The organism is Pseudoalteromonas sp. CNAT2-18.1 (assembly GCF_022347865.1).
GTDB lineage: Bacteria > Pseudomonadota > Gammaproteobacteria > Enterobacterales > Alteromonadaceae > Pseudoalteromonas > Pseudoalteromonas ruthenica.
Genome location: NZ_JAKRFR010000010.1, coordinates 39,589 through 61,896, shown reverse-complemented (window position 1 = coordinate 61,896; position 22,308 = coordinate 39,589). Strand labels below are relative to the sequence as shown.

Sequence of the window (22,308 nt, the reverse complement as noted above, 5' to 3'; positions counted from 1 at the left end):
TGCCAGGTGACAACATCAAGATGGTAGTAGAGCTAATCTGCCCAATCGCGATGGATGAAGGTCTACGCTTCGCAATCCGTGAAGGTGGCCGTACAGTTGGTGCTGGTGTTGTAGCATCAATCGTAGAGTAATAGCTACTCTCGAGAAAAAGGTCGCTTAGGCGGCCTTTTTTTATGCCTGAAATTTGGGTGTTGTTGTAGGTTAGGCTAAAGCCCAACCCACAGGGGTCGATGTTGTGGGCAAGGCTTTAGCCTTGCAACCGCCAAAGGCGGTCATATTCCAGAGTCCGGGGCTTAGCAGACAACCGTGCTGCTTAACTATTTCTCTTACATGGTTAGGCTAAAGCCCAACCTACAGGAGTCGATGTTGTGGTTAAAACCGAATCCACAGGGGCTGAGGTTGTAGGCAAGGCTTTAGCCTTGCGACTGAGAGACGTCGCTATACACCAACTCCTTTTAGCCAAATTTGCAATTACTAAGCTCTTAATATTTCTATTGCATTACTAATTTGTGTATTCAATAATCTTGCCTAAAATTTAGGCTCATTTTTAAAAGGAATTAAAATGACAGGTTTGACTTCAACTTTAACCCAATCTAACGCTCCTCTACATGACTCAATTCAGTTTTCCTATTTTATGGCGCAGAAAACCTCCTTGTAAGTTTAAATGTGGTGGGTATGCTGAATCTAAAAAGAGCTGTTGAAGATAGGTTGAAAGAGCCATACAAGATTGACCTGTTAGCAATGGGTCTCTGCGGGCCAAATGCTTTCTTTATATTGTGTTGCAACTTGCATGTTGCTATTTGGGGCTCAGAAAGTGGTAAGGTTCCCCTTCACTCTTATAATCGTAAACGCCACCTGACTCTATCGGACTTCATGACTTATTATTATAGATTTGTGGTGGCGAAAAAATGATAAGAAATTTATTTATAGTACTGCTATTTTTTTCGTTTTTTATAGATGCTAGTGAAACAAAGCTAAGAATAAAATATGAGCAACAGTTTGATTTCTCAGGGGGGGCTAGCATTTCCTATCTAAGCTACACGCCCAATGGAGAATTCCTCGTTGTTTCATCTAACTTGGCCAATAAGGTTTATCTGCTGTCCAATGCTGGTGATATGAAAACCTTAAATATAGAAGAAGCAATAGACGAAAGTAGAGTGAATGTAGCCGATAAAGCTTTATACTTCTTTGCGGATCGAAGTCTACACAAAATCTCCAATCAAGGAGAGCTCACTATTATCCCTGAAGCGGAGCTGCCGAGCAGTTATGGTCTAGATATCAGTCCCTCTGGTCACTATATGCTTTCAAGTGGCTACCAACTGCTGAAAATAAATGCGCTAGCGCAAGAGCCGGAACCACTTGGTGTATATGGTTTTCACCCGCGAGATGATTTTGCAACGGGTTATCAAGTGGTATCTATGCAGCGTAACTCTTCCACTTGGCTTTTTGATAAGTCAGAGCTGCAGGTATGGTCACTTAGTGATGCTGAACTCATAAATAAGGTTGAAGTAAGTGGCATAGTTAAAAGCCATAAAATACTCAATGAAGAGCATGGGGTGCTCATATTCAACGTTGATAATGAGATTCAATTTTGGGACTACAAAAAGAATGAATTTCTTGATCAACCCCTTCGGTTTGAAGAAGAACTTTCCTTCGGAAAGTGGTCTGAGAGAATTTGGTTAGCAACGAATAAAGAACTCTATGAAATTCAGTGGCAAGATAACCATGTGCGTGTTGAGTCGAAGTATCAAACTACAACTGATGAACTAGTTAACAGGCTGGGCCACCATAACTTTTCAAAAAGTGGGCGGTATGCCCTTTTGGAAGAACGTCGGGGCGATGAACTGAGTCTCAAGCTGTATGACCTTAAAGATCAACCCGTTGAAATAACTACATTGCCTAATTCAGAAGTCCAATTCACTCTCAATCCAGCAAAGCGCGAGATTGCTACATACGATTATAAAGATGATACCTTAAGGGTGTATGCCTTTTAATCTCCCATTGTTCCAAATGTGAAGCTATTGTTGTTGCTTTAAGTTGAGTCTATTTTTGACTCAGCTGAATTAGAAGATTGAGATAATAAGGTTATAGATACTAGCTCTTCAACGAAACAACTACTAAAGCCCGACCCACAGGAGATGTTGTTGTAGGCAAGGCTTTAGCCTTGCGATCGCCGAAGATGGTCTCATTCCAGAGATCGGGGCCTAGTACACAATCAATAACTCCCCAAAATGATTAGGCTAAAGCCCAACCCACAGGGACCGGTATTGTAGGCAAGGCTTTAGCCTTGCAACCGCCGAAGATGGTCACAGCCGAGAGGCTGGGGTTTAGCAGACAACCGTGCTGCTTAACTATTTCTCATACATGGTTAGGCTAAAGCCCAACCTACAGGGACTGATGTGGTAGGCCAAAACCCAATCCACTGAAACAGATGATGTAGGCAAGGCTTTAGCCTTGCAACCGGCAAAGGCGGTCACATCCGAGAGGCCGGGGTTTAGCAGACAACCGTGCTGCTTAACTATTTCTCATACATGATTAGGCTAAAGCCCAACCTACAGGGACTGATGTGGTAGGCCAAAACTCAATCCACTGAAATAGGTGATGTAGGCAAGGCTTTAGCCTTGCAACCGCCAAAGACGGTCACATCCCAGAGACCGGGGCTTAGTACACGGTCAATAATTCCCCAAAATGGTTAGGCTAAAGCCTAACCTACAAGGGAGCATTAACAGAAAAGTTGACTAAACAGTCGTTGAGCATCAGTCTAAGATTATAACTAGGCTGTTATTTCTTGCTATGAATGAAATAAATATCCCCGCATGCATTCCTCGTACCCACAGTCGCTTTGGTCAATGGCTCGGCACCAAGGTGTTGAATTGGTTTGGTTGGCAGGTTGTTGGAGCGTTTCCAGAGCACAGTAAGTTTGTGGCGGCGGTTGCACCGCATACATCGAATTGGGATTTTATTATAGCGATTGCAGTGAAAATGCACTTGCAAGTGCGTATTCGCTTCTTGGGTAAGCACAGCATTTTTATTTGGCCGCTAAGCATACTGCTACATAAGTGGGGTGGGATAGCGGTTGATAGGCGGGCAGCCAATGGTGTTGTGGGGCAAGTGAAGGCGTTGTTTGATGAGACCGATGCATTGATTCTAGGGCTCGCCCCTGAGGGCACACGCAAGCACATGCCGAATTGGAAAACCGGTTTTATTCATATCGCTAACGCTGCGCAAGTCCCTGTGGTGCCAATGGCTTTGGACTACAGCAAGAAGCAGTTTGTTATAATGCCGGCCATCTATGTGAGTGATGATATTGAACAAACACTTGTGCAAGTACAGCAGCAGTTTTCAACGGCTATGGGCAAGTACCCGCAACAAGTGTCTGGTGCAGTCAGAAAGACGCGTTATTGAGCTAAAGGTTGTCGCCAACGGGTTTTTAGCGCCTGAACAAACTTATTGTCTCCTTTCTCCTCGCTAGAGAGTATTAACCGAAAGCTACTGCCATCAGCGCGCTCTATATCAATAGTGGTGTAGCCGTCATCTTGGTTAGCAAACTCGGTATGCACATTAACAATATCACCAAAGTCCGCACGTTCTACTTGCAGCTGCCCTTGATCACGGTAATAACTGAATACGCCTTGCTCGGTAATGCCATTACCATCATCACGGATATTCCAAGCGGCATCTGAGTAAAAATAAAGCAGTTGCTCATTTTGATTGAGAACTCCATGACGCAGCATAAAGCGCTTATCGTGCTGCCATACTTTATCTCCTGAAACTACCGCCACATTGGCGGTGAGACCAATATCTTGGGCCAGACCTAAGGTGAGTATGGGCAGCAGTACCACAGCAAGTAAAACTTGCCGCACCCGCCAGCGACTATAGTAAGGCAATGAATCGTTACGCTGATTTATGTGCGCCGTGTAATTTACCAAGGGTAACCACAGCAGCGGCCACACTAAATAGAACACCGTGCCGTAAAAATCTAACGATGTCGCGATATGCAGTACCACCACTAATATCGCAAAGAGTGCCGCCAGCCACTTTGGTGGGAGATATTGCTGCGTCCCCAGCTCTTTACCCTCTTGATAAAAACGTAAATACAGAGGGTAGTACCAAAGCCAAGCGAAGAACCCCCGGGCTATTGGCATCATCGCTTCATTATGCTGCTGCTTAATGTATTGCCAGTTTTTGTAACACCAGTAAAAAGGAAAGATATTAAAAGTGAGCAGCGAGTAAAGGCAAAATTTCACAGTCGAAACAGGGTAGTAACGTTGTTCGGAGAATGTCGGTCGCTTGCCTGCTTCAACGCGCCACAGGGTAACAAAGGCGGTGATAACAACTAAAGCAAGAATGCAATAGCCTATAACGGCGTAGCCGAGTAATAGGAAATTATCCTGCTCGGCTTCATTTACATGGCTGTAAGCTTGGCGGATACCATATTGGGTGGCATCGAGAAGTTGCTCTCGTGCGTCAAGGTAGGCCTGCATTTCTGCAACTGGCACATGGTCTGTTTTGCTGCGGAACTGATATGTAAGAGTCAGTGTATTTGAGCTAAAGCGCACTTGCGAAGCCAATGAAAAATAAGGGTTATCAATAGAGCTCTTACTATTATTAAAGTACCAGTCACGCTCATTTAACTTTACCTCTATGGTGTAATTAACGTTATAAGGGTGCTGCAGATAGAGCGGGCTGATACGGGTTTTAGTATCGGGTTGATAGATTGCATTTTGAATATCATCAGCGTAAAAGTAAGCTGTCTGGCCATTCTCCTCATCACTCCAAAAGTCGTCAATTTGATAAAATTCAGTGACTTCGATTGCGCCCTTTTGCGGGTGCTCGCGAACTTGCGGTAGCCGGGTGTGCTGGGTGCCAGCAAAGTAGTCTTGGTAGTAATTGGTATAGTTTTCTTGGAGTGTTTGCAATGCCGTGGTTGCCAGCTCTTGGCGTTTACTGATGGCATCGGCGTCGCTGAATATGCTTTGCACACTGAATAGTGCCAATGGTTCGCTGGTATTAGGAAGCTCGTAGCGCTCGGTGATGTCACGGTGAATACGCTCTACCGGTTTGTGCATGCTGGTGAGAGTATTTTGCGAGGGTTTGACGATTAACGCATAACCAAAGTCGGGCTCACTCAATGCTAACAGTGAGCCAGTTTGATAACTGGTGGTCGGGTCAAGCCAGTAGCGCTCGTCATCGTGCTCCAGCGTAACCAAAACGTGGTTGAAGCGTGCCGATGAGGGGGATGTCTCGGCTAAGCCTTTATCTAATTGCGTGTTTACAAGCGCAGGGTGAGACTCCACTCCCAGTGCGCGCAGTATACTTATTAATAGTACGGTTTTGTCTTTGCAATCGCCATAGCGGTTTTGCAGAGTTTCTTGGGCAGGAGTTGGCAGGTGAGAGTTGCTGCCCATTTCCAAGCCTAAATAGCGAATTTCATCTTGTGTATACTTTAATGCTGCACCAATCTGCGCTGGCAAAGTAGGGTGCTGTTGGCGTATTTGTTCAGCAATGGCAGTGATATCATCGCCTGTGGAGAGCGCCTGCTGATACATTGGCAACGCCCAGTCTACGACCTCTTGCCAACGATTAAACTCGCTAAAAAATACCATATGATAAGGGTCGTGCCATAACGGTGTTTGCGAGTCATAGCGCTGCATGTCTGGGGAAGTGATATACAGACTATACTCTTTGCCGTTCGCCGTATCTGTTACGTTTATCTGGGCATCGCCATTGTTTTGTTGAATATGTAATGGTTGTGGTTTTTGCCAATCGATACGGATATATTGCTCGGCGACCGGCACACTCCAGTCTAATTGCGCTGAATAGCTAAAGCGGCCTTGGTAGATAGGATTACGACCAATGCGCGTGAAAGCATAATCCAAAGAGTCACCTGGACGCACATCATCAACAATAATATTCAGTGTTTGCGTACCATCATAAATTAGTTGCTCCGCTTCAGTTTCTCGCTGCAACACTTTTAATTGAGCTGTAGGGATTTTATCTATTACTTGCCCATCGCGTATCACTCGAAGGTGGTTCAGCTCAATGCGCTGGTAGCTGGGATCATAATCCAAGTTCAGCTGAGAGATGTTCTCGACACCGCTTTGGTTGGTGGCGTGCATAACATAGCGGATGTAGTGGCTGACGGCATCGGGGTTATCGCTTGGAATCTGAATCTGATCTTCCAACAGGCGATAGTAAGTGCCATCAGAGAGTTGCTCTGTGGGAATTGTTTCTGCAACCAAAGGGGGCAGTTTAGTTGGTGCAACCCAATCAGCTGCAGGCGTTATCTGATAGTTGGCTAAGGCCGTATTAGGGGTAAGGGTGCAGGCTAATAGCCAACATAAAAGCAGTATTCTTATCATTATAATTTCTCAGTTGCATACATCCATGATGCTAGGTGGGTAGCCTGCAGGGGTAGCACTAAAGTCAGTGATGTTTTTATAAGCAGATATCGTTATGCTATCAGAAAATAATAAAAAATGATCTCTGATGTTTTCGATTGGTGTTATTAGCCTGATTGCTTTGGCGTACCTAGGCGTGCTTTTTGCTGTTGCTTGGTATGCCGATAAGCACACAACGAATCACTCGAGTGGTTGGATTTATGGCCTTTCGTTGGGGGTGTATTGTACCTCTTGGGCTTTTTATGGCACCACTGCTCAGGCCGCTAACAATGGTTGGTGGTTAGCACCGACCTACGCCGGCACCATTTTGTTGTTCACCTTTGGTTGGGCCATCTACCGCCGTATTGCTCATGTTTGTCGGCAGCAACAGCTGACTTCCTTGGCCGATTTTCTTGCCACCCGTTATGGTCAGTCGTCGCAGCTCTCCGGGTTAGTGTCATTGATCTCGGTAATAGCCATCGTGCCTTATATTGCGCTGCAACTTAACGCAACCAGTGCCAGTATCGCTATGCTCACCGATAGGCCGATACAAGGTGGTTATTTTTGGCAAGATAGCACCTTCTTCATTACCGCCTTGTTGGCGCTTTTTGCCATCTTATTCGGTGCTCGCCGGGTACGTCCCAGTGAGCATAACCCCGGGTTGATGGCTTCTATTGCTTTTGAGTCGGTGGTTAAACTGTTGGCTTTTTTAGGAGTGGGGCTGTTTATTTGTTTTGAGATTTTCGATTCTCCACACGCCCTGTATTCGGCCGCTCAGCAGCAAAACATTTCAGCCCAGGTTGCAGCGACAGCAAGCCCTACCTACGTGTATTGGGTACATGTAGGTCTGGGTTTTTTAGCAACCCTGTGCTTACCTCGTCAGTTTCATACCGCCTTTATTGAGCACGACAACGAACATCAACTCGTTACTGCTCGCTGGTTATTTCCGATTTATTTGTTGTTGATTAATCTGTTTATTCTGCCCATCGCCTACGCTGGCTTAGTTTATTTTCAAGATCAGAGTGTGGGCTATGACACCTTTGTGTTAGCACTGCCTATTGCAGTGCAGTCGCCAAGTTTCTCATTGCTGGCCTTTCTAGGTGGGTTTTCTGCTGCGACCAGTATGGTGATTGTCTCTACCATTGTTTTGTCGATTATGATCACCAACGACTTCATCAACCAATTCTTATTACGGCGCTCACAACTAAGTTCATCTCATCGCGGTCTCTCGAAGTTTAAGCTACTGCAAGCACGGCGGGCCGTGATTGTCGCGGTGTTGTTACTAAGCTACGCCAGTCACCGAGTATTGGCGGAGGGCAATACTCTAGCCAATATGGGCCTGATGTCATTCACGCTCGTTGCGCAGTTTGCGCCAGCGATGATTATCGGCTTGTGGTGGTCTAAAGCGTCATGTCGTGGAGCGCAGTGGGGGATTATCGCGGGTTTTGCAATTTGGTTTTACACCTTGCTGTTACCCAATTTGTACGCCGCATTGTTTGGCGAGGCATTGTGGCTATCAACTGGGCCCTGGGGCATAGAGTGGTTGGCGCCGCGAGATTTATTTGCATTGGGGCTCGATGAGCTTAGCCAGGCGGTATTGTTATCTCTTGGGGTGAATACGCTGGTATACATTAGTGTGCCTTTACTGAGTTCAGCGCAGCTTGCCGAGCGCTTACAAAGTAATAAATTTATCATCACAGCAAGCCCACAGCGTAGCGGGCATATTGCCCTAAGTTATCAAGACTTGGCGCTGCTGTTGCAGCGCTTTAGTGAGCCAGAACGAGCTAAAGCACTGGTAAGCCATTATTTCCCTGCAAGCTCCAGTCGCTGGAAAGAACAAGCCCCAGAACATATTGAGCAACGAGTTGAACGCGAGATGTCGGCGTTAGTTGGAGGCGCATCAGCACGGCTTATACTCGATGTGGCCAAGGATGAGAAACGTCAGCCTTTTGAGCAAGTCGCCGATTTCGTTGACGAAGCCTCCCAAGTACTGCGATTTAACCGTGATTTACTGCAAGCGACTATCGAAAACATCGAGCAGGGGATCAGTGTGGTTGATAGTGACCTTAAGTTGGTTGCATGGAACCAAGGTTATCAAAGTATGTTTTCGTATCCTGACGACTCACTGGTCGTTGGTCGCCCGGTTGCAGAGTTGATCCGTTTTAATGCCGAGCGTGGACTATTCGCCTATCAAGATATTGATACTGAGGTTGAGAAGCGCATAGCCCACTTGCGTCGCGGCAGCGCCTACAAGTATCGACGTCAGCACAATGATGGACGGGTATTTGAAATGCAGGGTAACCCATTACCCGGTGGCGGCTTTGTGACCACGTACACCGATATTACCGATTTTATAAACCAGCAGCGTGAGCTTGAGCAAGCCAACTTAAATCTAGAAGAAAAAATTGCAGCGCGCACCCAGCAACTGGTGGCGACTAATCATGCCCTAGCAGAGGCAAAACGCGAGGCCGAGCAAGCCACCGAGAGCAAAACGCGTTTCTTTGCTGCCGCCAGCCATGACTTGCTGCAACCGTTCAATGCCGCAAGTTTGTTCTGCTCGTTGATGAGTGAAAAAGCCAGCAATACAGAGCTGAGCGAGCTAGCCAATAATATACGCAGCTCATTGGCAAGTGCGGAAGACCTGTTATCAAGCATATTGCAGCTAACCAAGCTAGAGTCCGGCTCTTTTAAGGTTAATAGTAGTGATTTCTCTCTTTCGAGCTTGCTGCAACCTTTGGCCAATGAATACGGTGCTCTAGCCCGAGACAAAGGGCTCGCCTTTCAAATGCAAGGCGCTGAAGTAATGCTCAAGACTGATAAAGCCTTGCTTAAACGGGTATTGGGCAATTTGCTTAGCAATGCCATTCGTTACACTGAGCAGGGTGAAATACGGTTACTGTGCGAAAGTCATCAAGGCCAGCTGTCGATTATGGTGGAAGATACTGGCTCCGGTATTGCTCAGCAAGATCAAGAACTTATTTTTGAGGAATTTAAACAACTGCAAGGCAAAGAGCAGGCGCAGGGGTTAGGCTTGGGCCTTGCTATTAGTAAGCGCATTTGCTCGGTATTAGCCATTAACCTCACACTCGGCTCGCAACTTGGTAAGGGCACGCAATTTACTCTTACCTTACCTTGTTTTGAGCTGACTGGCTTAGAGACCTCCTCCCCGGTGGAGACGCGGCATGTCGATAACCAGCTTGAAGGGCTGCGTATTTGGCTATTAGATAATGATGACAATGTACTCAGTGCGCTCTCGCAAGTGCTAGAGAACTGGGGCTGCAAAGTACAAGTGGCGCGTAATCAAGCGCAGCTGCGTGATGTGCAAGCTCATAGCGAAGCCGATATTTTAATTGCTGACTATCAACTTGACGATGGTGTCACCGGCTTAGAGGTGATCAGTGCGCTGAATTTAACGACTATGGCTATTGTGATTAACACCGCTAATCACGATGAGAATATTCGTGAGCAAGTGAGCGATTGCGGTTATCCACTGCTCTACAAACCACTGAAAACGCCCGCGCTTAAACGGATGCTGAAACGTTTAAAGCCGAAATAGCTTTTGCATAGCGTATCTTCAACGGGAGTTAAGGTTGTATTGGAAAAGGGGGTCTAATGGGTTTTGATATGGCTATAGAGGATAATTTCGCGTCATTTTTTTTACGCTTTATTAGCTCGCATTTAGATTATGACTAAAGAAACTGTGCGTCAGCTTAAAGAGTATGGAAGCTGACGATTACACTATGATTAGTTCTCCATATTATCTGCCACAGTGGCCATTTGCTTAAATAAGATACCCGCTTGAGTGCGGTTGTACACATTAAGTTTTTTTAGGATTGCTGAGACATGTTGCTTGATGGTGGTTTCTTGAATCGACATCGCATAGGCGATTTGTTTATTCAGCATGCCATCGGCAATCATACTCAATACTCGATATTGTTGCGGGGTTAGCTTCTCTAAGTTACGAGCAAACTGGGCTTGTTCGGTATTACTTTCGGTGCAAACATCGGCTTGTGGTGGCAGCCAGTTTTCCCCCTCAATTACTTGGGCAATAGCTTCACTGATGACATCCAAAGACGACGACTTGGGAATATAAGCACTGGCACCAATTGCCATGGCTTGTTCAATAATCTGTGCTTGCTCGTTGGCAGAAACCATAATCACCAAAATATCTGGGTATTGATTACGCAGCCGGGCAAGACCCTCCAGCCCCTGGGCTCCGGGAATCGTTAAATCCAGAAACACCAGTTCTATTTCCGGGTGCTCTGTTAAAGCGCTAAACAGTGCATCAAGGTCGCTGGCCTCTAAAATAGGCTCATCAGCCATGGCTTGCGCTGCGGCTTGCTTTAAGGCGCTGCGAAATAACGGGTGGTCATCGGCAATAATTGCTTGCACACTGGACATCCTATATAAACTCCGTGTTCCTCGTTATAGGGGATTTTTCCTTCCGCAGCAAGAGCATACGGTGAGTGACTAAGAATAAAAAGGTGGCCATATGACCGGGGGAAGGCCGGCCACCTATACTAGCTGAACATTAGAAGCGATAGCCAACGGTTAACGATACAGTGCGAGGGTCACCATAGTAACCGATCAATGTATTATCACCGCCTAAGCCTGGCGTGTATTTACTCACATCACTGGGGTCAGTGGGATCAGGCGTAACAAATTGATAGCCGCCAATCATGTACTCTTCGTCAGTTAAGTTCTTTGCATGCAGACCCACTCGCCACTGGCCGTCTGGGCTATACCAGTTAACGCTTAGATTGAGCAAGCCATAGCTGTCTTGGCTTAGCAGACTGTCTTCTTCGAACAGCACGTAATCACCACGATGGTAATAGTTACCGTTTATGACCCAGTCGCCATGTTCGCTGTAAAGGCGGTAAGTCGCGCCTAAATTAAAGGTTAAGTCTGGGGTGTTAGAAATACTAAAGCGGTCTGACTTATCAAACACTTCACCAGTCTCTGGGTCCGTGTCGAGTACTTCTTCAAAGTCAGCATCAATATAGCCCAGTGAGGCATCAAAACTCAGTGCATCGGTGGCTACATAGTTAAGCTCGAGCTCCACACCGTTTGCAGACGATTTACCAATATTTCCTAAGCGCTGATTTAAATCGGCAGAGGTGTCTCCTGGGAGTACCGAAATGTATTGACGATCTTCATGATCTAAGGTGAATAAGGTGACATTGGCACGCAGGTTATTGTTCCATTCGCTTTTCATACCGAGCTCAAAGGAGTCAACAATCTCCGGGTTGGCGGCTGGCTCGGCGGTGCTGGCACGAGGGTTAAAGGTGCCCGATTTAAAGCCCTGCGCATAGCTGGCAAAGAACATAATATCGTTATTGTATTGATACTCTACGCCTACCCGGGGAGTAAACCGTGACCAATCTTTGTCATCATCGAGCACTGTCGGCACCAACTGACCTTCTGGGCGCACATAGCCTGGGATCCAGCCAGACTCAGGGTACACAGTGTCAAACACCAGGCCGTTGTTAACAATGGCTTCTTTACTGTCGCGGGTGTAGCGCGCTCCGAGGGTCATTGACCACTGTTCACTTAAATCCACACTGCCTTGAATATAAGCTGCTTTGCTGGTGGAGTTGTTGCAACCACTCACCTCACGAGTGAGCCCCGGTGCTCCTAAGCTTTGTCCGAGTACTTCCAAAATGGCCTGGAATTGCCCGCAAGACTCACCATCGAAGTAATAGAGACCGGAAACAAGCTTGTAATTGTCGCCCTCGTGATTGAGCTGCAATTCATGGGTAGTTTGCTCGTCATCATAGATGGCCGGCACGTCAAAAATGCGCACTGAGGTATTATCAAAGTCGATATTGGTCGGCGAGTAGCTATCGCGCTGCGCACCAATGTACTTTAATGAAGTGCTGTTATTGAGATACCAGCGTGCGGTAAGGCTGTAACCTTCTAATTCAACCTTATTCCATGTTGGTAAGCTGGTGTAAGAATCATAAACGCTATCTGGCACTGGAGCATCGGTGAGCAGGCTTGGCAGTAAGCGGTAGCCCCCTTTGGAGTTCGACTCATCGTCGGTTTTATCCCAAGCGAGGCGGAAGAACAAATCGTCGCTAGGGCGGTACTCTAAGGTCACCCGAGCTGCGGTTAGGTCTTTATTGTAGTTCTCACGGTCTTGGTCGGGCTGCGCTGAGGTTAAGAACTCCCCGAAACCATCGCGGTTTAAGGTGGCAAAGCCATAGCCTAGATAAAGCGTGTCATCCACTAAAGGCAGTTGCCCGGTGATCTTCAAGTCGCGCTGATTATAGCTGCCTACCGTACCTTCAACATCAAAGGTCATATCGCCAGTCATTTCTTTGGTAACGTATTTTATCGCTCCGCCAATGGTATTTTTACCGTAAAGTGTGCCTTGGGGGCCGCGTAATACTTCAATTTGTTGTACATCAAGGAGATCTAAAACGGCACCTTGTGGGCGGGCCACGTACACATCATCGATATAAATACCGACCCCAGGTTCATAACCCCACAGCGGGTCTTGCTGGCCGACGCCACGAATAAATGCGGTAATCGTTGAGTTAGTGCCGCGACTCGCTTGTAAGGTGGTATTGGGTGAGAATTGTTGCACTTCTGTCATTACCGAAATGCCGTTTTCTAATAACTCGGTCTCACCGATGGAGGTAACCGCCACCGGCACCTCTTGTAAGTTTTCCACCGATTTACGCGCAGTCACCTCAATGCGTTCCAACTCCGCTTTTTCGCCACCACCGCCAGCCAGTGCTGCGGTGCTTGTGAGTGCGGTACTAATGGCTAAGGCGATGCTTGAATGCCTTAAAGTTAGTGTGTTCATCCTGTGTCCCCTGTTGTTGTCGTTATGGGTGGCTGTGCTCACCCTATGGGTTGTTGGCAAAATGTCAATTAACTGTGAATGTAGGGGAAAAACATCTCCTTGGGGTTAGTACCTTAGTACTAATGCGTTTCTAGGCCTTATAGATCAAGGCCTGGCGTCTTTCTATAACCTTAGTACTATGTATTTTATGGCACACTCTAGCCAGACTGGGACTAGCTTTGTTAACACATCTAGGTGCTATGCTGGATGCAGTTAATAGAAAAATAATAACGAAGGAGCGCATTTATGCTCAGTATGGTTGGCCTAATCGGTGGCTTAGTTTTACTTATAATTCTGACTTTGCGTGGCATGAACTTGTTTATCGCCGCGCCTTTGTGTGCGCTGCTTGTTGCTCTAAGTGGCAATATGGCGTTGTTTCCAAGCAGTAGTGTTGAGCTGGATTTTGTCAGCACCTACATGGGTGGCTTCGCAGGGTTTTTAAGCGCCTGGTTTTTCATGTTCTTATTGGGTTCGTTATTCGGTAAGTTTATGGAAGACAGCGGTGCCGCCGACAGCGTTGCCCGTGCCATAGTGAATAAACTGGGTATGAAGCACGCGGTCTTGGCCGTGGTTATTGCCTGTGCGGTATTAACCTACGGCGGCGTCAGTGTATTTATCGTCGCCTTTTCGGTTTATCCAATGGCTCTTAGCTTGTTTAAAGATGCCGACTTACCACGACGCTTTATTCCCGCTACGCTCGCGTTTGGCTCGGTGACCTTTACCATGACCTCGGCGGGTTCACCAGAGATCCAAAACTGGATCCCCATTAAGTACCTCGGCACCTCACCCTACGCCGCATGGGAAGTCAGTTTAGTGATTGCCGTGTTTATGGCCATTACTGGCTACTGGTGGCTGAAACGGATGATCACCAAAGCGGTAAATAATGGCGAGCGCTTTGAAAGTCGTGATGATGACCCGGAAATACCAGAGCGTGACTATCCGCACCCCATTACCGGTGTTATTCCCTTGCTAGTGGTGCTCGCGCTGTCTTTTAGCTTGCACGATGTCCTACAGCAAAGTGCTTTGATAGTGGCATTACTCGGCGGTGTACTCGCACTGCTGATTATCAACTTTAAACACTTTCACAATCTCAGTGGTGCTATCAACTTAGGCACGACCGGCGCGCTGGTGGCTATCGGTAATACCAGTGCCGTGGTTGGTTTTGGTGCGGTGGCGAAAAACACCGAGGCCTTCCAATTGGCGGTCGAAGTCATGACTAATATGCCAGGTAATGAGTTATTAGGTGCAGCTGTGGCAGTAAGCGTTATTGCTGGGCTGACCGGTTCAGCCTCCGGTGGGCAGGCCATCGCCTTACCTTTAGTCGCTCCTCATTACCTTGATGCTGGCGTCAATCCTGAACAATTACACCGGGTGGTGGCAATCAGTTCAGGGGCGCTCGATACCCTGCCGCATAATGGCTATGTGGTCACCACCATCCGCGCAATTTGTAAAGAAACCCATCAACGCGCGTACTGGTCAATGGCGGCACTGACAGCGGTGATCCCATTAATTGGCGTGGCGCTAGCGCTGGCCTTATTTATCTTGTTTTAAGGAGTGAACACCATGTCCATGCTAAAAGTCATTGGCGTTGTTTTAATTATTGCGAGCCATTGGGCGAGTGCGCAAAGCGACCCTATGCTAGTGGAAAAGCAGCGCTTTGCCTTTACAAACTACACCACTGAATCGGGCGAGACCCTGCCCGAGGTGCAGGTCGGTTGGGAAAGCTATGGCACCCTTAACGAAGCCAAAGACAACGTTATTCTGATCACCCACTTTTTCTCCGGGACGTCTCATGCTGCGGGTAAATACAGTGTTGATGATGCCCAGCCCGGGTATTGGGATGCGATTATCGGCCCAGGCAAGGCCATTGATACCAACAAATATTATGTGATTAGCTCTGACACCTTGGTAAACGCCAATTGGCATAACGAACAGGTGATCACCACCGGTCCGGCGTCTATCAACCCTAAAACCGGAAAGCCCTATGGTTTAGACTTCCCGGTGGTAACCATTGGCGATTTTGTGGAAGTACAAAAGCGCCTGCTGGATAGCTTGGGGATCGAAAAATTACACGCCGTTATAGGTGCATCAATGGGCTCATTTCAAGCCTTAGAGTGGTCGGTGCGCTACCCCGATATGGTCGAGCGGTTGGTGCATGTCATTGGCGCTGCGAAAATGGATGCTTGGACGGTCCCTGCATTAGAGAAGTGGGCATTGCCTATTCGTCTTGACGCCAATTGGAACAACGGCAATTACTACGACGGAGAACGCCCACTGGCTGGGGTGACGGCCACCATGTTGAATATCACCCAAGATGCCATGCATCCAAAAATTTACCAAGCGAGCTTCCCTAATTTTACAGTGCAGGATGAAGGTGCCAAGCAAGATATTCGTACTTTACCGGCCATTAGCCAAACCTTACATCAACGTGCCGCTGCCCGCGCTCAGACCCAAGATGCAAACCATATCTTGTACTTAGTTCGCGCCTCTCAGCTCTACAGTGCCGGTATGCAAGAAGACTTAAGCGCTGCTGCACAGAAAATCAAAGCAGATATCTTATTGATGCCGGCGAGCAATGACTTACTGCTGCGCCCCGGCTCAGTACGGGCGTTTGCGCAGCTGCTAAAAGCACAAGGGAAAAACGTAAAAATAGAAGAAATAGACGGTATTTGGGGGCACCTTGACGGTATTTTTTCGATTCAAACAAAAGCGCCTGTCATTGCCGAGTTTTTAGCGGAGTAACCATGAATAAGCGAATTTTAATTACCGGCGCGGCCAGTGGCATTGGTCGCTACGTAGCCGAACACCTTGGCAACCAAGGGCATGAAATATTACTTACCGACCTGGACGGTGAACGCGCAAAGACTGAGGCTAATCGACTCAAAGAGCAGGGCATTCGAGCCCAAGGACTTGCTTTGAATGTGGCAGACTTACCAGCGTTAGAGCACTTTATCGCCAATCAGCCAGCAATTGATGTGCTAATTAATAATGCGGGCATTCAGCATGTGGAGCGCTTAGAGGATTACCCTTTAGATAAATGGCAGCTCCTGCAAGATGTGTTGCTTAATGGCCCAGCGATGCTCACCAAAGCGGTGTTGCCGGCAATGCGCGAACAAAATTTTGGCCGCATCATTAATATTGGCTCTATTCACGCTCAAGTGGCGTCCAAGTATAAGTCGGCGTATGTCGCTGCCAAGCATGGTTTGATTGGCCTTGGCAAAGTGTTGGCATTGGAAACAGGAGATGTGGATATTACCGTCAACACCATTTGTCCTGCCTATGTGAAAACACCGCTGGTGGAGGCGCAAATCGCTAGCCAAGCTAAGCAACATGGCATTTCCGAGCAGCAAGTGATCGATACCATTATGCTCGCGCCGATGCCGAAAAAGGCCTTTATTGGTTTAGATGAAATAGCCCATACCGTTGATTTTTTAATGGCCGACGCGGCGCGCAATATCACCGCTCAAGCCATCGCCCTTGATGGCGGTTGGACCGCGCAATAGGAGAGCACATGGCAGGTTTTAATAAAGTTGTAAGCAGCTACCAAGAAGCAATGGCAGGGTTAGAAAATGACATGACCGTGATTGCCGGTGGTTTTGGTTTATGTGGGATTCCCGAGGGCCTGATAAAAGCAATTAAAGAAAGAGGCACAACTGGACTCACTGTGGTTTCCAATAACTGTGGCATTGATGGTTTTGGCTTGGGTATTTTGCTGGAAGACCGACAAATTAAAAAAATGGTGGCCTCCTATGTGGGTGAGAATGCACTGTTCGAGCAGCAATTGCTCAGCGGTGAATTGGCTGTGGAATTAACGCCGCAGGGCACCCTAGCGGAGAAGATGCGCGCCGGTGGCGCCGGCATTCCCGCCTTTTTCACCGCCACTGGGGTGGGCACTGTGGTGGCCGAAGGTAAAGAGATTAAGCAATTTAACGGCCGTGACTATGTGCTGGAGCCGAGTATTGTCGGTGATTTTGCCATTGTTAAAGCATGGAAGGCAGACCGCTATGGCAATTGTGTGTACCGCCATACGGCGATGAACTTCAACCCTATGGCGGCAACGGCAGGTAAAATCACCGTGGTTGAAGCGGAAGAAATTGTTGAGCCGGGTGAGCTGCAGCCCAGTGAGATCCACACTCCAGGTATTTATGTGCAGCGGGTGATCAAAGGGCAATTTGAAAAGCGCATTGAAAAACGCACGGTAAGAGGATAACAGCATGGCATTAACGCGAGAACAAATGGCGCAGCGTGTGGCTCAGGAATTACGCGATGGCTACTATGTAAACTTAGGCATAGGTATTCCTACCTTGGTTGCCAACTATGTGCCACAAGGCATTGATGTGATGCTGCAATCGGAAAATGGCTTACTGGGAATGGGTGAGTACCCAACAGAAGAGACGGTCGATGCCGATATGATAAACGCGGGTAAAGAAACGGTGACTGCGCGCACCGGCGCGGCTATTTTTAATTCCGCTGAAAGCTTTGCTATGATCCGAGGTGGCCATGTCGATTTAACCGTGCTCGGAGCCTTTGAAGTGGACCAAAATGGCAATATTGCTAGCTGGATGATCCCCAAGAAGTTGGTTAAGGGCATGGGTGGTGCCATGGACTTAGTTGCCGGTGCTAAAAACATTATTTGTACTATGACCCATGCCAGCAAGCATGGTGACTCGAAATTGCTAAAGCAATGCGCGCTTCCCCTAACCGGTGTAGGTTGTATAAACAAGGTGATCACCGATTTAGCGCTACTAGAAATAAAAGATGGAGCCTTTCATCTGCTAGAGCGCGCACCGGGTGTGAGCGTGGAAGAAATCAAAGCCAAAACTCAAGGTCAGTTAGTCTGTCCCGATGAAGTGCCAGAGATGGCCTTGGCGTAAAACTTACTTACATTTTCATGGCTGCATAAGGCGGTATTTTGCGGCATGCTAAAGCAGTTAATGCAAAGGAGAAAGTGCAATGCAATGTCATGAAATTGATTACGAAATTATCGGCGAATCGATGCAAATGGTGGAGGTCGAACTGGATCCCAGTGAAACAGTTATCGCCGAAGCGGGCGCCATGAATTACCTCGAAGAAGGGATCAGCTACGAGGCGAAAATGGGCGATGGTTCGCAGGTAAACCAGGGCTTTATGAGTAAGCTGTTCAGTGCGGGTAAGCGCATGATCAGTGGTGAGTCCTTGTTTATGACCCACTTTACCAACCAAGGAGAGGGCAAAAAACGTGTGGCTTTCGCGGCGCCTTTCCCTGGCTCGATTATCCCTTTAAATATGGCCGAACTAGGCGAGCAAGTGTACTTGCAAAAGGATTCGTTCCTGTGTGCGGCGATGGGCACCGAGGTGAATATCGCCTTTCAGCGCCGCCTAGGAGCAGGCTTTTTTGGTGGTGAAGGGTTTATCTTACAGCACCTCAAAGGTGATGGTATGGCCTTTGCCCATGCCGGGGGCACGGTAATTGAGAAGCGTCTAAATGGCGAAACCCTGCGCTTAGACACCGGTTGTGTAGTCGGCTTTAGCGGCGATATCGACTTTGATATTGAGCGCGTGAAAGGACTTAGGTCAATGTTCTTCGGCGGCGAGGGGCTATTTTTAGCCACGCTGCGAGGCCATGGCACGGTGTGGGTGCAAAGCTTACCATTCTCCCGACTTGCCGACCGCGTGCTAGAGCATGCCCCGAGAGCGGGCGGTTCGCGCCAAGGTGAAGGCTCTATCTTAGGTGGCCTTGGCGATCTTATTGACGGTGACTAAGGGCTCAGCTGGATTACGGTTTGGCAAGGCCGCACAGGTATTGCCATTCTTGTTCGCTCACCGGCATGACCGATAAACGCCCCGACTTTTTTAAAGCCAGCTCGGCGATAGCGGGGTCTGCCTTAATTGCTTTTAAGGTTATCGGCTGCTGAAAGCTTTGCCGGTATTGCACATCGACACTAAACCAGCGTGGTGACTCTGGTGTGGCCTCAGGGTCATAATAATCACTACTGGCATCGAACTGCGTGGGGTCTGCATAGGGACCTCGTGTCACTTCACCGATACCGACAATCGCGGGCACCTTGCAACTAGAGTGATAGATAAAGACCTTGTCACCCACTTGCATGCCATCGCGGATAAAATTACGGGCTTGGTAATTGCGTACCCCATCCCATACTGTAGTGCCGTTTTCGGCGGCTTGTAAGTCTGCCAGCGAAAACGCGTCGGGCTCTGTTTTTAATAACCAGTAAGCCATGCTCTATCCTGTGCTGAACTAGGTAATCAGGTTCATTGTATAGTATTATCATTGTATTAGCTGCAATGTGGTAATGAGGACGCAATGAGCCAAGCATTAGATAAATTACTTTCCTTACTCAAGTTAGAAGAAATCGAACTCGGTCTTTATCGCGGTGCCAGCCAAGACCTTGGCTTTAAAGCGGTATTTGGTGGCCAAGTAATGGGCCAAGCGCTGTCGGCTGCGAAGGAAACTTTGCCAGAGGGGCGCGTTGTTCACTCATTGCACTCGTACTTTCTGCGCCCTGGCGATGCCTCTCGCCCCATTGTTTACGATGTCGAAAATATTCGCGATGGTCGAAGTCTAAGTACGCGGCGCGTCAGCGCTATTCAGTATGGTAAGCCCATTTTCTACATGACGGCGTCATTCTCCGGTGAATCTCAAGGGCTTGAACACCAAAGCGCCATGCCGGATGTGCCAGCACCTGAGGGGCTGCGCCCAGCACTTGAATTTTATCAGGAGCACGCTCATCAGATCCCCGAGCCAATCCGCAATAAATTTATCAGTGAAAAGCCTATTGAAATGCGCCCGGTGAACTTCCAAAACCCCTTTAAGCCAGAAGTTTCTGAGCCAGTGAAGCACATTTGGTTTAAAGCCAATGGCGAGATGCCAGATGACCAGCGTATTCACAATTATCTGCTAGCCTACGCTTCTGACTTCGAGTTTCTACCTACGGCGCTCCAGCCCCATGGTAAATCATTTATGCACCCGAGCATGCAAGTGGCGACCATCGATCACGCCATGTGGTTCCACCGCCCATTTCGTATGGACGAGTGGATGCTGTATAGCGTCGACAGCCCCAGTGCCAGCGGCGGACGCGGCCTTGTGCGTGGGCAGTTCTTTAATCGTGCCGGCGAACTCGTAGCCTCGACCATTCAAGAAGGGGTGATGCGCGAGCGCTAGGCATCAAACTGCTGCGCTCATCAGCACGGCGTTATAAATCGCTTCAAAGCCCACAGCGCGCCTGTAGGTCAGGCTTCAACCTGACAATGATTGTCGGGTCGTCGACATTGATGGCCTCTTTTCGGAGGCACTCGTTGTAGGTCAGGCTTTAGCCTGACAATCTATTCGAACAGGTTACCCATAGGTTGGCCTTTGCGCCAAGGACGGCGGTACTCGGGTAACGCAGGAGCAGTTACCTGAGCGCGAATCAAAACGGGAAAGATCACATCTCTTCTAACATGTTACGCGTGTAAGAAACCCATTGGTAAGCAGGAATACTTGAATCAAGATAGAAATCAGGTTGAATGCCTTTACCATCAATTGTCATTTCTGGAATTCGCAGGCTTTTACTAAGGCTGTAGTGCAGCGTTAGATTCTTACTTGGGGAATCGACTTGGTGCATATTAGAGATATCCAAAACACCACGCGTTGGAGCGCCTAATAGCTTCACTTTATAGCTTTGTTTTGCGGCAAGTAAAAACTGCTCTGCTGTGCTGCCATTACGCTCATCGATTAAAATACCCACCTTCTTTGGTAAAGGATTAACGTTTTCTAATTTCTTTACGCTAACTGATTGTGCATCCAAATTAACAAATTGACCTAAGCGTTGTTGCAGCGTCTTGTAACCCTCTTTGGCCCATTTTTTATCGTCGTCACTGAAATTCTCATCGTCGATAAACTTTAGCATTCTTGAATTATTCAGCGGTGTTGATAAGAACTCAACTCCTACATTGCGTATAGGGTTGGTGTAGATGATAGGCAATATTTCTTCATAACTGATATCACTACCACCGCCGTTGCCGCGTATATCTATGATAAGATTTTCGGTACTTAGAATGGTTTCTAGGTTGTCTCGAATGACGGTATCAATGTGTTTTTTATCGGTATATGAAAATGATGGAATTCTAAGTAAGGCTGTTTCCTTACTTAATTGTTTAACCAATGGTGTTTTAGACTCCATAAGTTGAACATATTGAAGAACTTCAGCTCTGCTCTCTTCTTTGGGGTTCTGTCTTGATAAGGTTAGCCAATTATTTCCCAAGCTAAGATGGTTTTGATCTATAAAGTCTACTGAATCTACATGGCGTATAGAATGGTCAGCCATATAATAGGTGGCTTTATAAGTACCATCATTCTCCTCATTGAGGATGAGTTTCAGCTGGCCTGGTTGCCACTTTGGATTTGTCGACTCAATCACATAGCCATTATAATCACTGCCTTCTTTTTTTAGTCCAACTGTATAGCTCGGCAAGCGCCATATGCCCTCTATACCCTCTTTACTTTTATTATTTAAATGCTGTTGGAACTCTGTTTTATTAAAGTTGTGCACCGAAGCGTTATTCTCTTTTTTTACATTGAGGCTGAGCCCTATATGACCCTCACGGAAAAATAACAACCATTGTTGAAGTCTTTGGTGGCAGTCACTTATGTCGTCAGCATTTTTTATAGCCTTAAGAGATGCTTTATTATGTTCGAGGTAGTTTCTTTCGCCTTTTTGAGATAGCGCATACTGAAAGCCCGCATCGTTGTTCTCAAAAGTTTTCTTTAGCCAATTAAATTCCTGTTCACAGCTATAGTCACTGGCGGTAGATATCAATGGAAAAAATGACAGTAAAAATGCTAACTTTTTCATAGGTGGCGAAGTCCTTTCATATATAAGTAGGTGGGTATGTCAGTACTATACCCTAAGAAATATTAAACCTAGAGCTATCTTTTATATCTATTTGCGTTGGTAGCAGGGCTATTTCCCGGCGGATTAAGTGCTATATGTACAATCAGCAGCTTTAGGGCGTTATTTGTCTAAGTGGCGATTTAGATTATTGTAGGTGTAGCACTACGCTGGCACCTTTTGATACTGCGATGTCTATGATTGCAGTTAT

Annotated in this window: 15 protein-coding genes and 1 pseudogene; 11 read left to right on the top strand and 5 right to left on the bottom strand. The window is 47.4% G+C overall.

Annotated elements, in window-relative coordinates; translation table 11 throughout:
* From tuf to MHM94_RS17975, 3 genes and pseudogenes are all read left to right on the top strand, one after another.
* Positions 1 to 131: pseudogene (gene tuf, locus MHM94_RS17985) on the top strand (elongation factor Tu); the annotation flags it as partial.
* 777 nt (positions 132 to 908) lie between these two features.
* Complete coding sequence (locus MHM94_RS17980; RefSeq protein WP_235420112.1) at positions 909 to 1,994, top strand: hypothetical protein; 1,086 nt, start codon at positions 909 to 911, stop codon at positions 1,992 to 1,994.
* Between the two features lie 799 nt (positions 1,995 to 2,793).
* Positions 2,794 to 3,405 carry a 1-acyl-sn-glycerol-3-phosphate acyltransferase gene (locus MHM94_RS17975; RefSeq protein ID WP_138548875.1) on the top strand — a complete coding sequence of 204 codons (612 nt, stop codon included), beginning with the start codon at positions 2,794 to 2,796 and terminating at the stop codon, positions 3,403 to 3,405.
* Here the strand turns inward: MHM94_RS17975 and MHM94_RS17970 are convergent.
* A complete protein-coding gene (locus MHM94_RS17970; protein WP_235420113.1) occupies positions 3,399 to 6,362 on the bottom strand; it encodes a DUF3857 domain-containing transglutaminase family protein in 2,964 nt (987 codons plus the stop codon). The genes MHM94_RS17975 and MHM94_RS17970 overlap by 7 nt on opposite strands.
* Before the next feature lie 127 nt (positions 6,363 to 6,489).
* Between MHM94_RS17970 and MHM94_RS17965 the strand changes: the two genes are divergently transcribed.
* Positions 6,490 to 9,936, top strand: a complete 3,447-nt coding sequence (locus MHM94_RS17965) for a PAS domain-containing hybrid sensor histidine kinase/response regulator (protein WP_235420114.1) — start codon at positions 6,490 to 6,492, stop codon at positions 9,934 to 9,936.
* A 188-nt stretch (positions 9,937 to 10,124) separates the two neighbouring features.
* Here the strand turns inward: MHM94_RS17965 and MHM94_RS17960 are convergent, their stop codons facing one another.
* Together MHM94_RS17960 and MHM94_RS17955 are read right to left on the bottom strand one after the other, a co-directional pair.
* Positions 10,125 to 10,781: a response regulator transcription factor gene (locus tag MHM94_RS17960; protein ID WP_235420115.1), complete on the bottom strand. Its 657-nt coding sequence runs from the start codon at positions 10,779 to 10,781 to the stop codon at positions 10,125 to 10,127.
* A gap of 130 nt (positions 10,782 to 10,911) precedes the next feature.
* Positions 10,912 to 13,191, bottom strand: coding sequence for a TonB-dependent receptor (locus MHM94_RS17955; RefSeq protein WP_235420116.1), 2,280 nt, complete (start codon positions 13,189 to 13,191; stop codon positions 10,912 to 10,914).
* A 285-nt stretch (positions 13,192 to 13,476) separates the two neighbouring features.
* Between MHM94_RS17955 and MHM94_RS17950 the strand changes: the two genes are divergently transcribed.
* The 6 genes from MHM94_RS17950 (at position 13,477) to MHM94_RS17925 (ending at position 18,972) form a co-directional block, all read left to right on the top strand.
* Positions 13,477 to 14,781 (top strand): SLC13 family permease, encoded by a 1,305-nt coding sequence (locus tag MHM94_RS17950; protein ID WP_235420117.1) that lies wholly within the window; start codon positions 13,477 to 13,479, stop codon positions 14,779 to 14,781.
* A 12-nt stretch (positions 14,782 to 14,793) separates the two neighbouring features.
* Positions 14,794 to 15,972 (top strand): homoserine O-acetyltransferase, encoded by a 1,179-nt coding sequence (locus MHM94_RS17945; RefSeq protein ID WP_235420118.1) that lies wholly within the window; start codon positions 14,794 to 14,796, stop codon positions 15,970 to 15,972.
* 2 nt (positions 15,973 to 15,974) lie between these two features.
* Complete coding sequence (locus MHM94_RS17940; protein WP_235420119.1) at positions 15,975 to 16,733, top strand: 3-hydroxybutyrate dehydrogenase; 759 nt, start codon at positions 15,975 to 15,977, stop codon at positions 16,731 to 16,733.
* A gap of 8 nt (positions 16,734 to 16,741) precedes the next feature.
* Positions 16,742 to 17,440: a CoA transferase subunit A gene (locus tag MHM94_RS17935; protein ID WP_022944325.1), complete on the top strand. Its 699-nt coding sequence runs from the start codon at positions 16,742 to 16,744 to the stop codon at positions 17,438 to 17,440.
* 4 nt (positions 17,441 to 17,444) lie between these two features.
* Positions 17,445 to 18,104: a CoA transferase subunit B gene (locus tag MHM94_RS17930; protein ID WP_235420120.1), complete on the top strand. Its 660-nt coding sequence runs from the start codon at positions 17,445 to 17,447 to the stop codon at positions 18,102 to 18,104.
* A 79-nt stretch (positions 18,105 to 18,183) separates the two neighbouring features.
* Entirely contained in the window at positions 18,184 to 18,972 is a 789-nt protein-coding gene (locus MHM94_RS17925; RefSeq protein ID WP_235420121.1) for a TIGR00266 family protein, read from the top strand.
* Between the two features lie 13 nt (positions 18,973 to 18,985).
* On the opposite strand, the gene MHM94_RS17920 is transcribed toward MHM94_RS17925, so the two are convergent.
* The gene (locus MHM94_RS17920; protein WP_235420123.1) at positions 18,986 to 19,447 is read right to left on the bottom strand and encodes an EVE domain-containing protein; all 462 of its coding nucleotides are present in this window, start codon (positions 19,445 to 19,447) and stop codon (positions 18,986 to 18,988) included.
* 84 nt (positions 19,448 to 19,531) lie between these two features.
* On the opposite strand from MHM94_RS17920, the gene tesB reads away from it, so the two are divergent.
* Complete coding sequence (gene tesB, locus MHM94_RS17915) at positions 19,532 to 20,389, top strand: acyl-CoA thioesterase II (RefSeq protein WP_022944321.1); 858 nt, start codon at positions 19,532 to 19,534, stop codon at positions 20,387 to 20,389.
* Positions 20,390 to 20,651: 262 nt separating this feature from the next.
* On the opposite strand, the gene MHM94_RS17910 is transcribed toward tesB, so the two are convergent.
* Positions 20,652 to 22,061 (bottom strand): S41 family peptidase, encoded by a 1,410-nt coding sequence (locus MHM94_RS17910; RefSeq protein ID WP_235420125.1) that lies wholly within the window; start codon positions 22,059 to 22,061, stop codon positions 20,652 to 20,654.
* Between the last annotated feature and the right edge of the window lie 247 nt (positions 22,062 to 22,308).

Bases quoted from the DNA above. Each gene is read 5' to 3' on its own strand.
- tesB (WP_022944321.1), top strand. From the start codon at position 19,532: ATGAGCCAAGCATTAGATAAATTACTTTCCTTACTCAAGTTAGAAGAA.
- MHM94_RS17980 (WP_235420112.1), top strand. From the start codon at position 909: ATGATAAGAAATTTATTTATAGTACTGCTATTTTTTTCGTTTTTTATA.
- MHM94_RS17960 (WP_235420115.1), bottom strand. From the start codon at position 10,781: ATGTCCAGTGTGCAAGCAATTATTGCCGATGACCACCCGTTATTTCGC.
- MHM94_RS17965 (WP_235420114.1), top strand. From the start codon at position 6,490: ATGTTTTCGATTGGTGTTATTAGCCTGATTGCTTTGGCGTACCTAGGC.
- MHM94_RS17935 (WP_022944325.1), top strand. From the start codon at position 16,742: ATGGCAGGTTTTAATAAAGTTGTAAGCAGCTACCAAGAAGCAATGGCA.
- MHM94_RS17950 (WP_235420117.1), top strand. From the start codon at position 13,477: ATGCTCAGTATGGTTGGCCTAATCGGTGGCTTAGTTTTACTTATAATT.
- MHM94_RS17945 (WP_235420118.1), top strand. From the start codon at position 14,794: ATGTCCATGCTAAAAGTCATTGGCGTTGTTTTAATTATTGCGAGCCAT.
- MHM94_RS17925 (WP_235420121.1), top strand. From the start codon at position 18,184: ATGCAATGTCATGAAATTGATTACGAAATTATCGGCGAATCGATGCAA.
- MHM94_RS17940 (WP_235420119.1), top strand. From the start codon at position 15,975: ATGAATAAGCGAATTTTAATTACCGGCGCGGCCAGTGGCATTGGTCGC.
- MHM94_RS17975 (WP_138548875.1), top strand. From the start codon at position 2,794: ATGAATGAAATAAATATCCCCGCATGCATTCCTCGTACCCACAGTCGC.
- MHM94_RS17930 (WP_235420120.1), top strand. From the start codon at position 17,445: ATGGCATTAACGCGAGAACAAATGGCGCAGCGTGTGGCTCAGGAATTA.
- MHM94_RS17970 (WP_235420113.1), bottom strand. From the start codon at position 6,362: ATGATAAGAATACTGCTTTTATGTTGGCTATTAGCCTGCACCCTTACC.
- MHM94_RS17955 (WP_235420116.1), bottom strand. From the start codon at position 13,191: ATGAACACACTAACTTTAAGGCATTCAAGCATCGCCTTAGCCATTAGT.
- MHM94_RS17910 (WP_235420125.1), bottom strand. From the start codon at position 22,061: ATGAAAAAGTTAGCATTTTTACTGTCATTTTTTCCATTGATATCTACC.
- MHM94_RS17920 (WP_235420123.1), bottom strand. From the start codon at position 19,447: ATGGCTTACTGGTTATTAAAAACAGAGCCCGACGCGTTTTCGCTGGCA.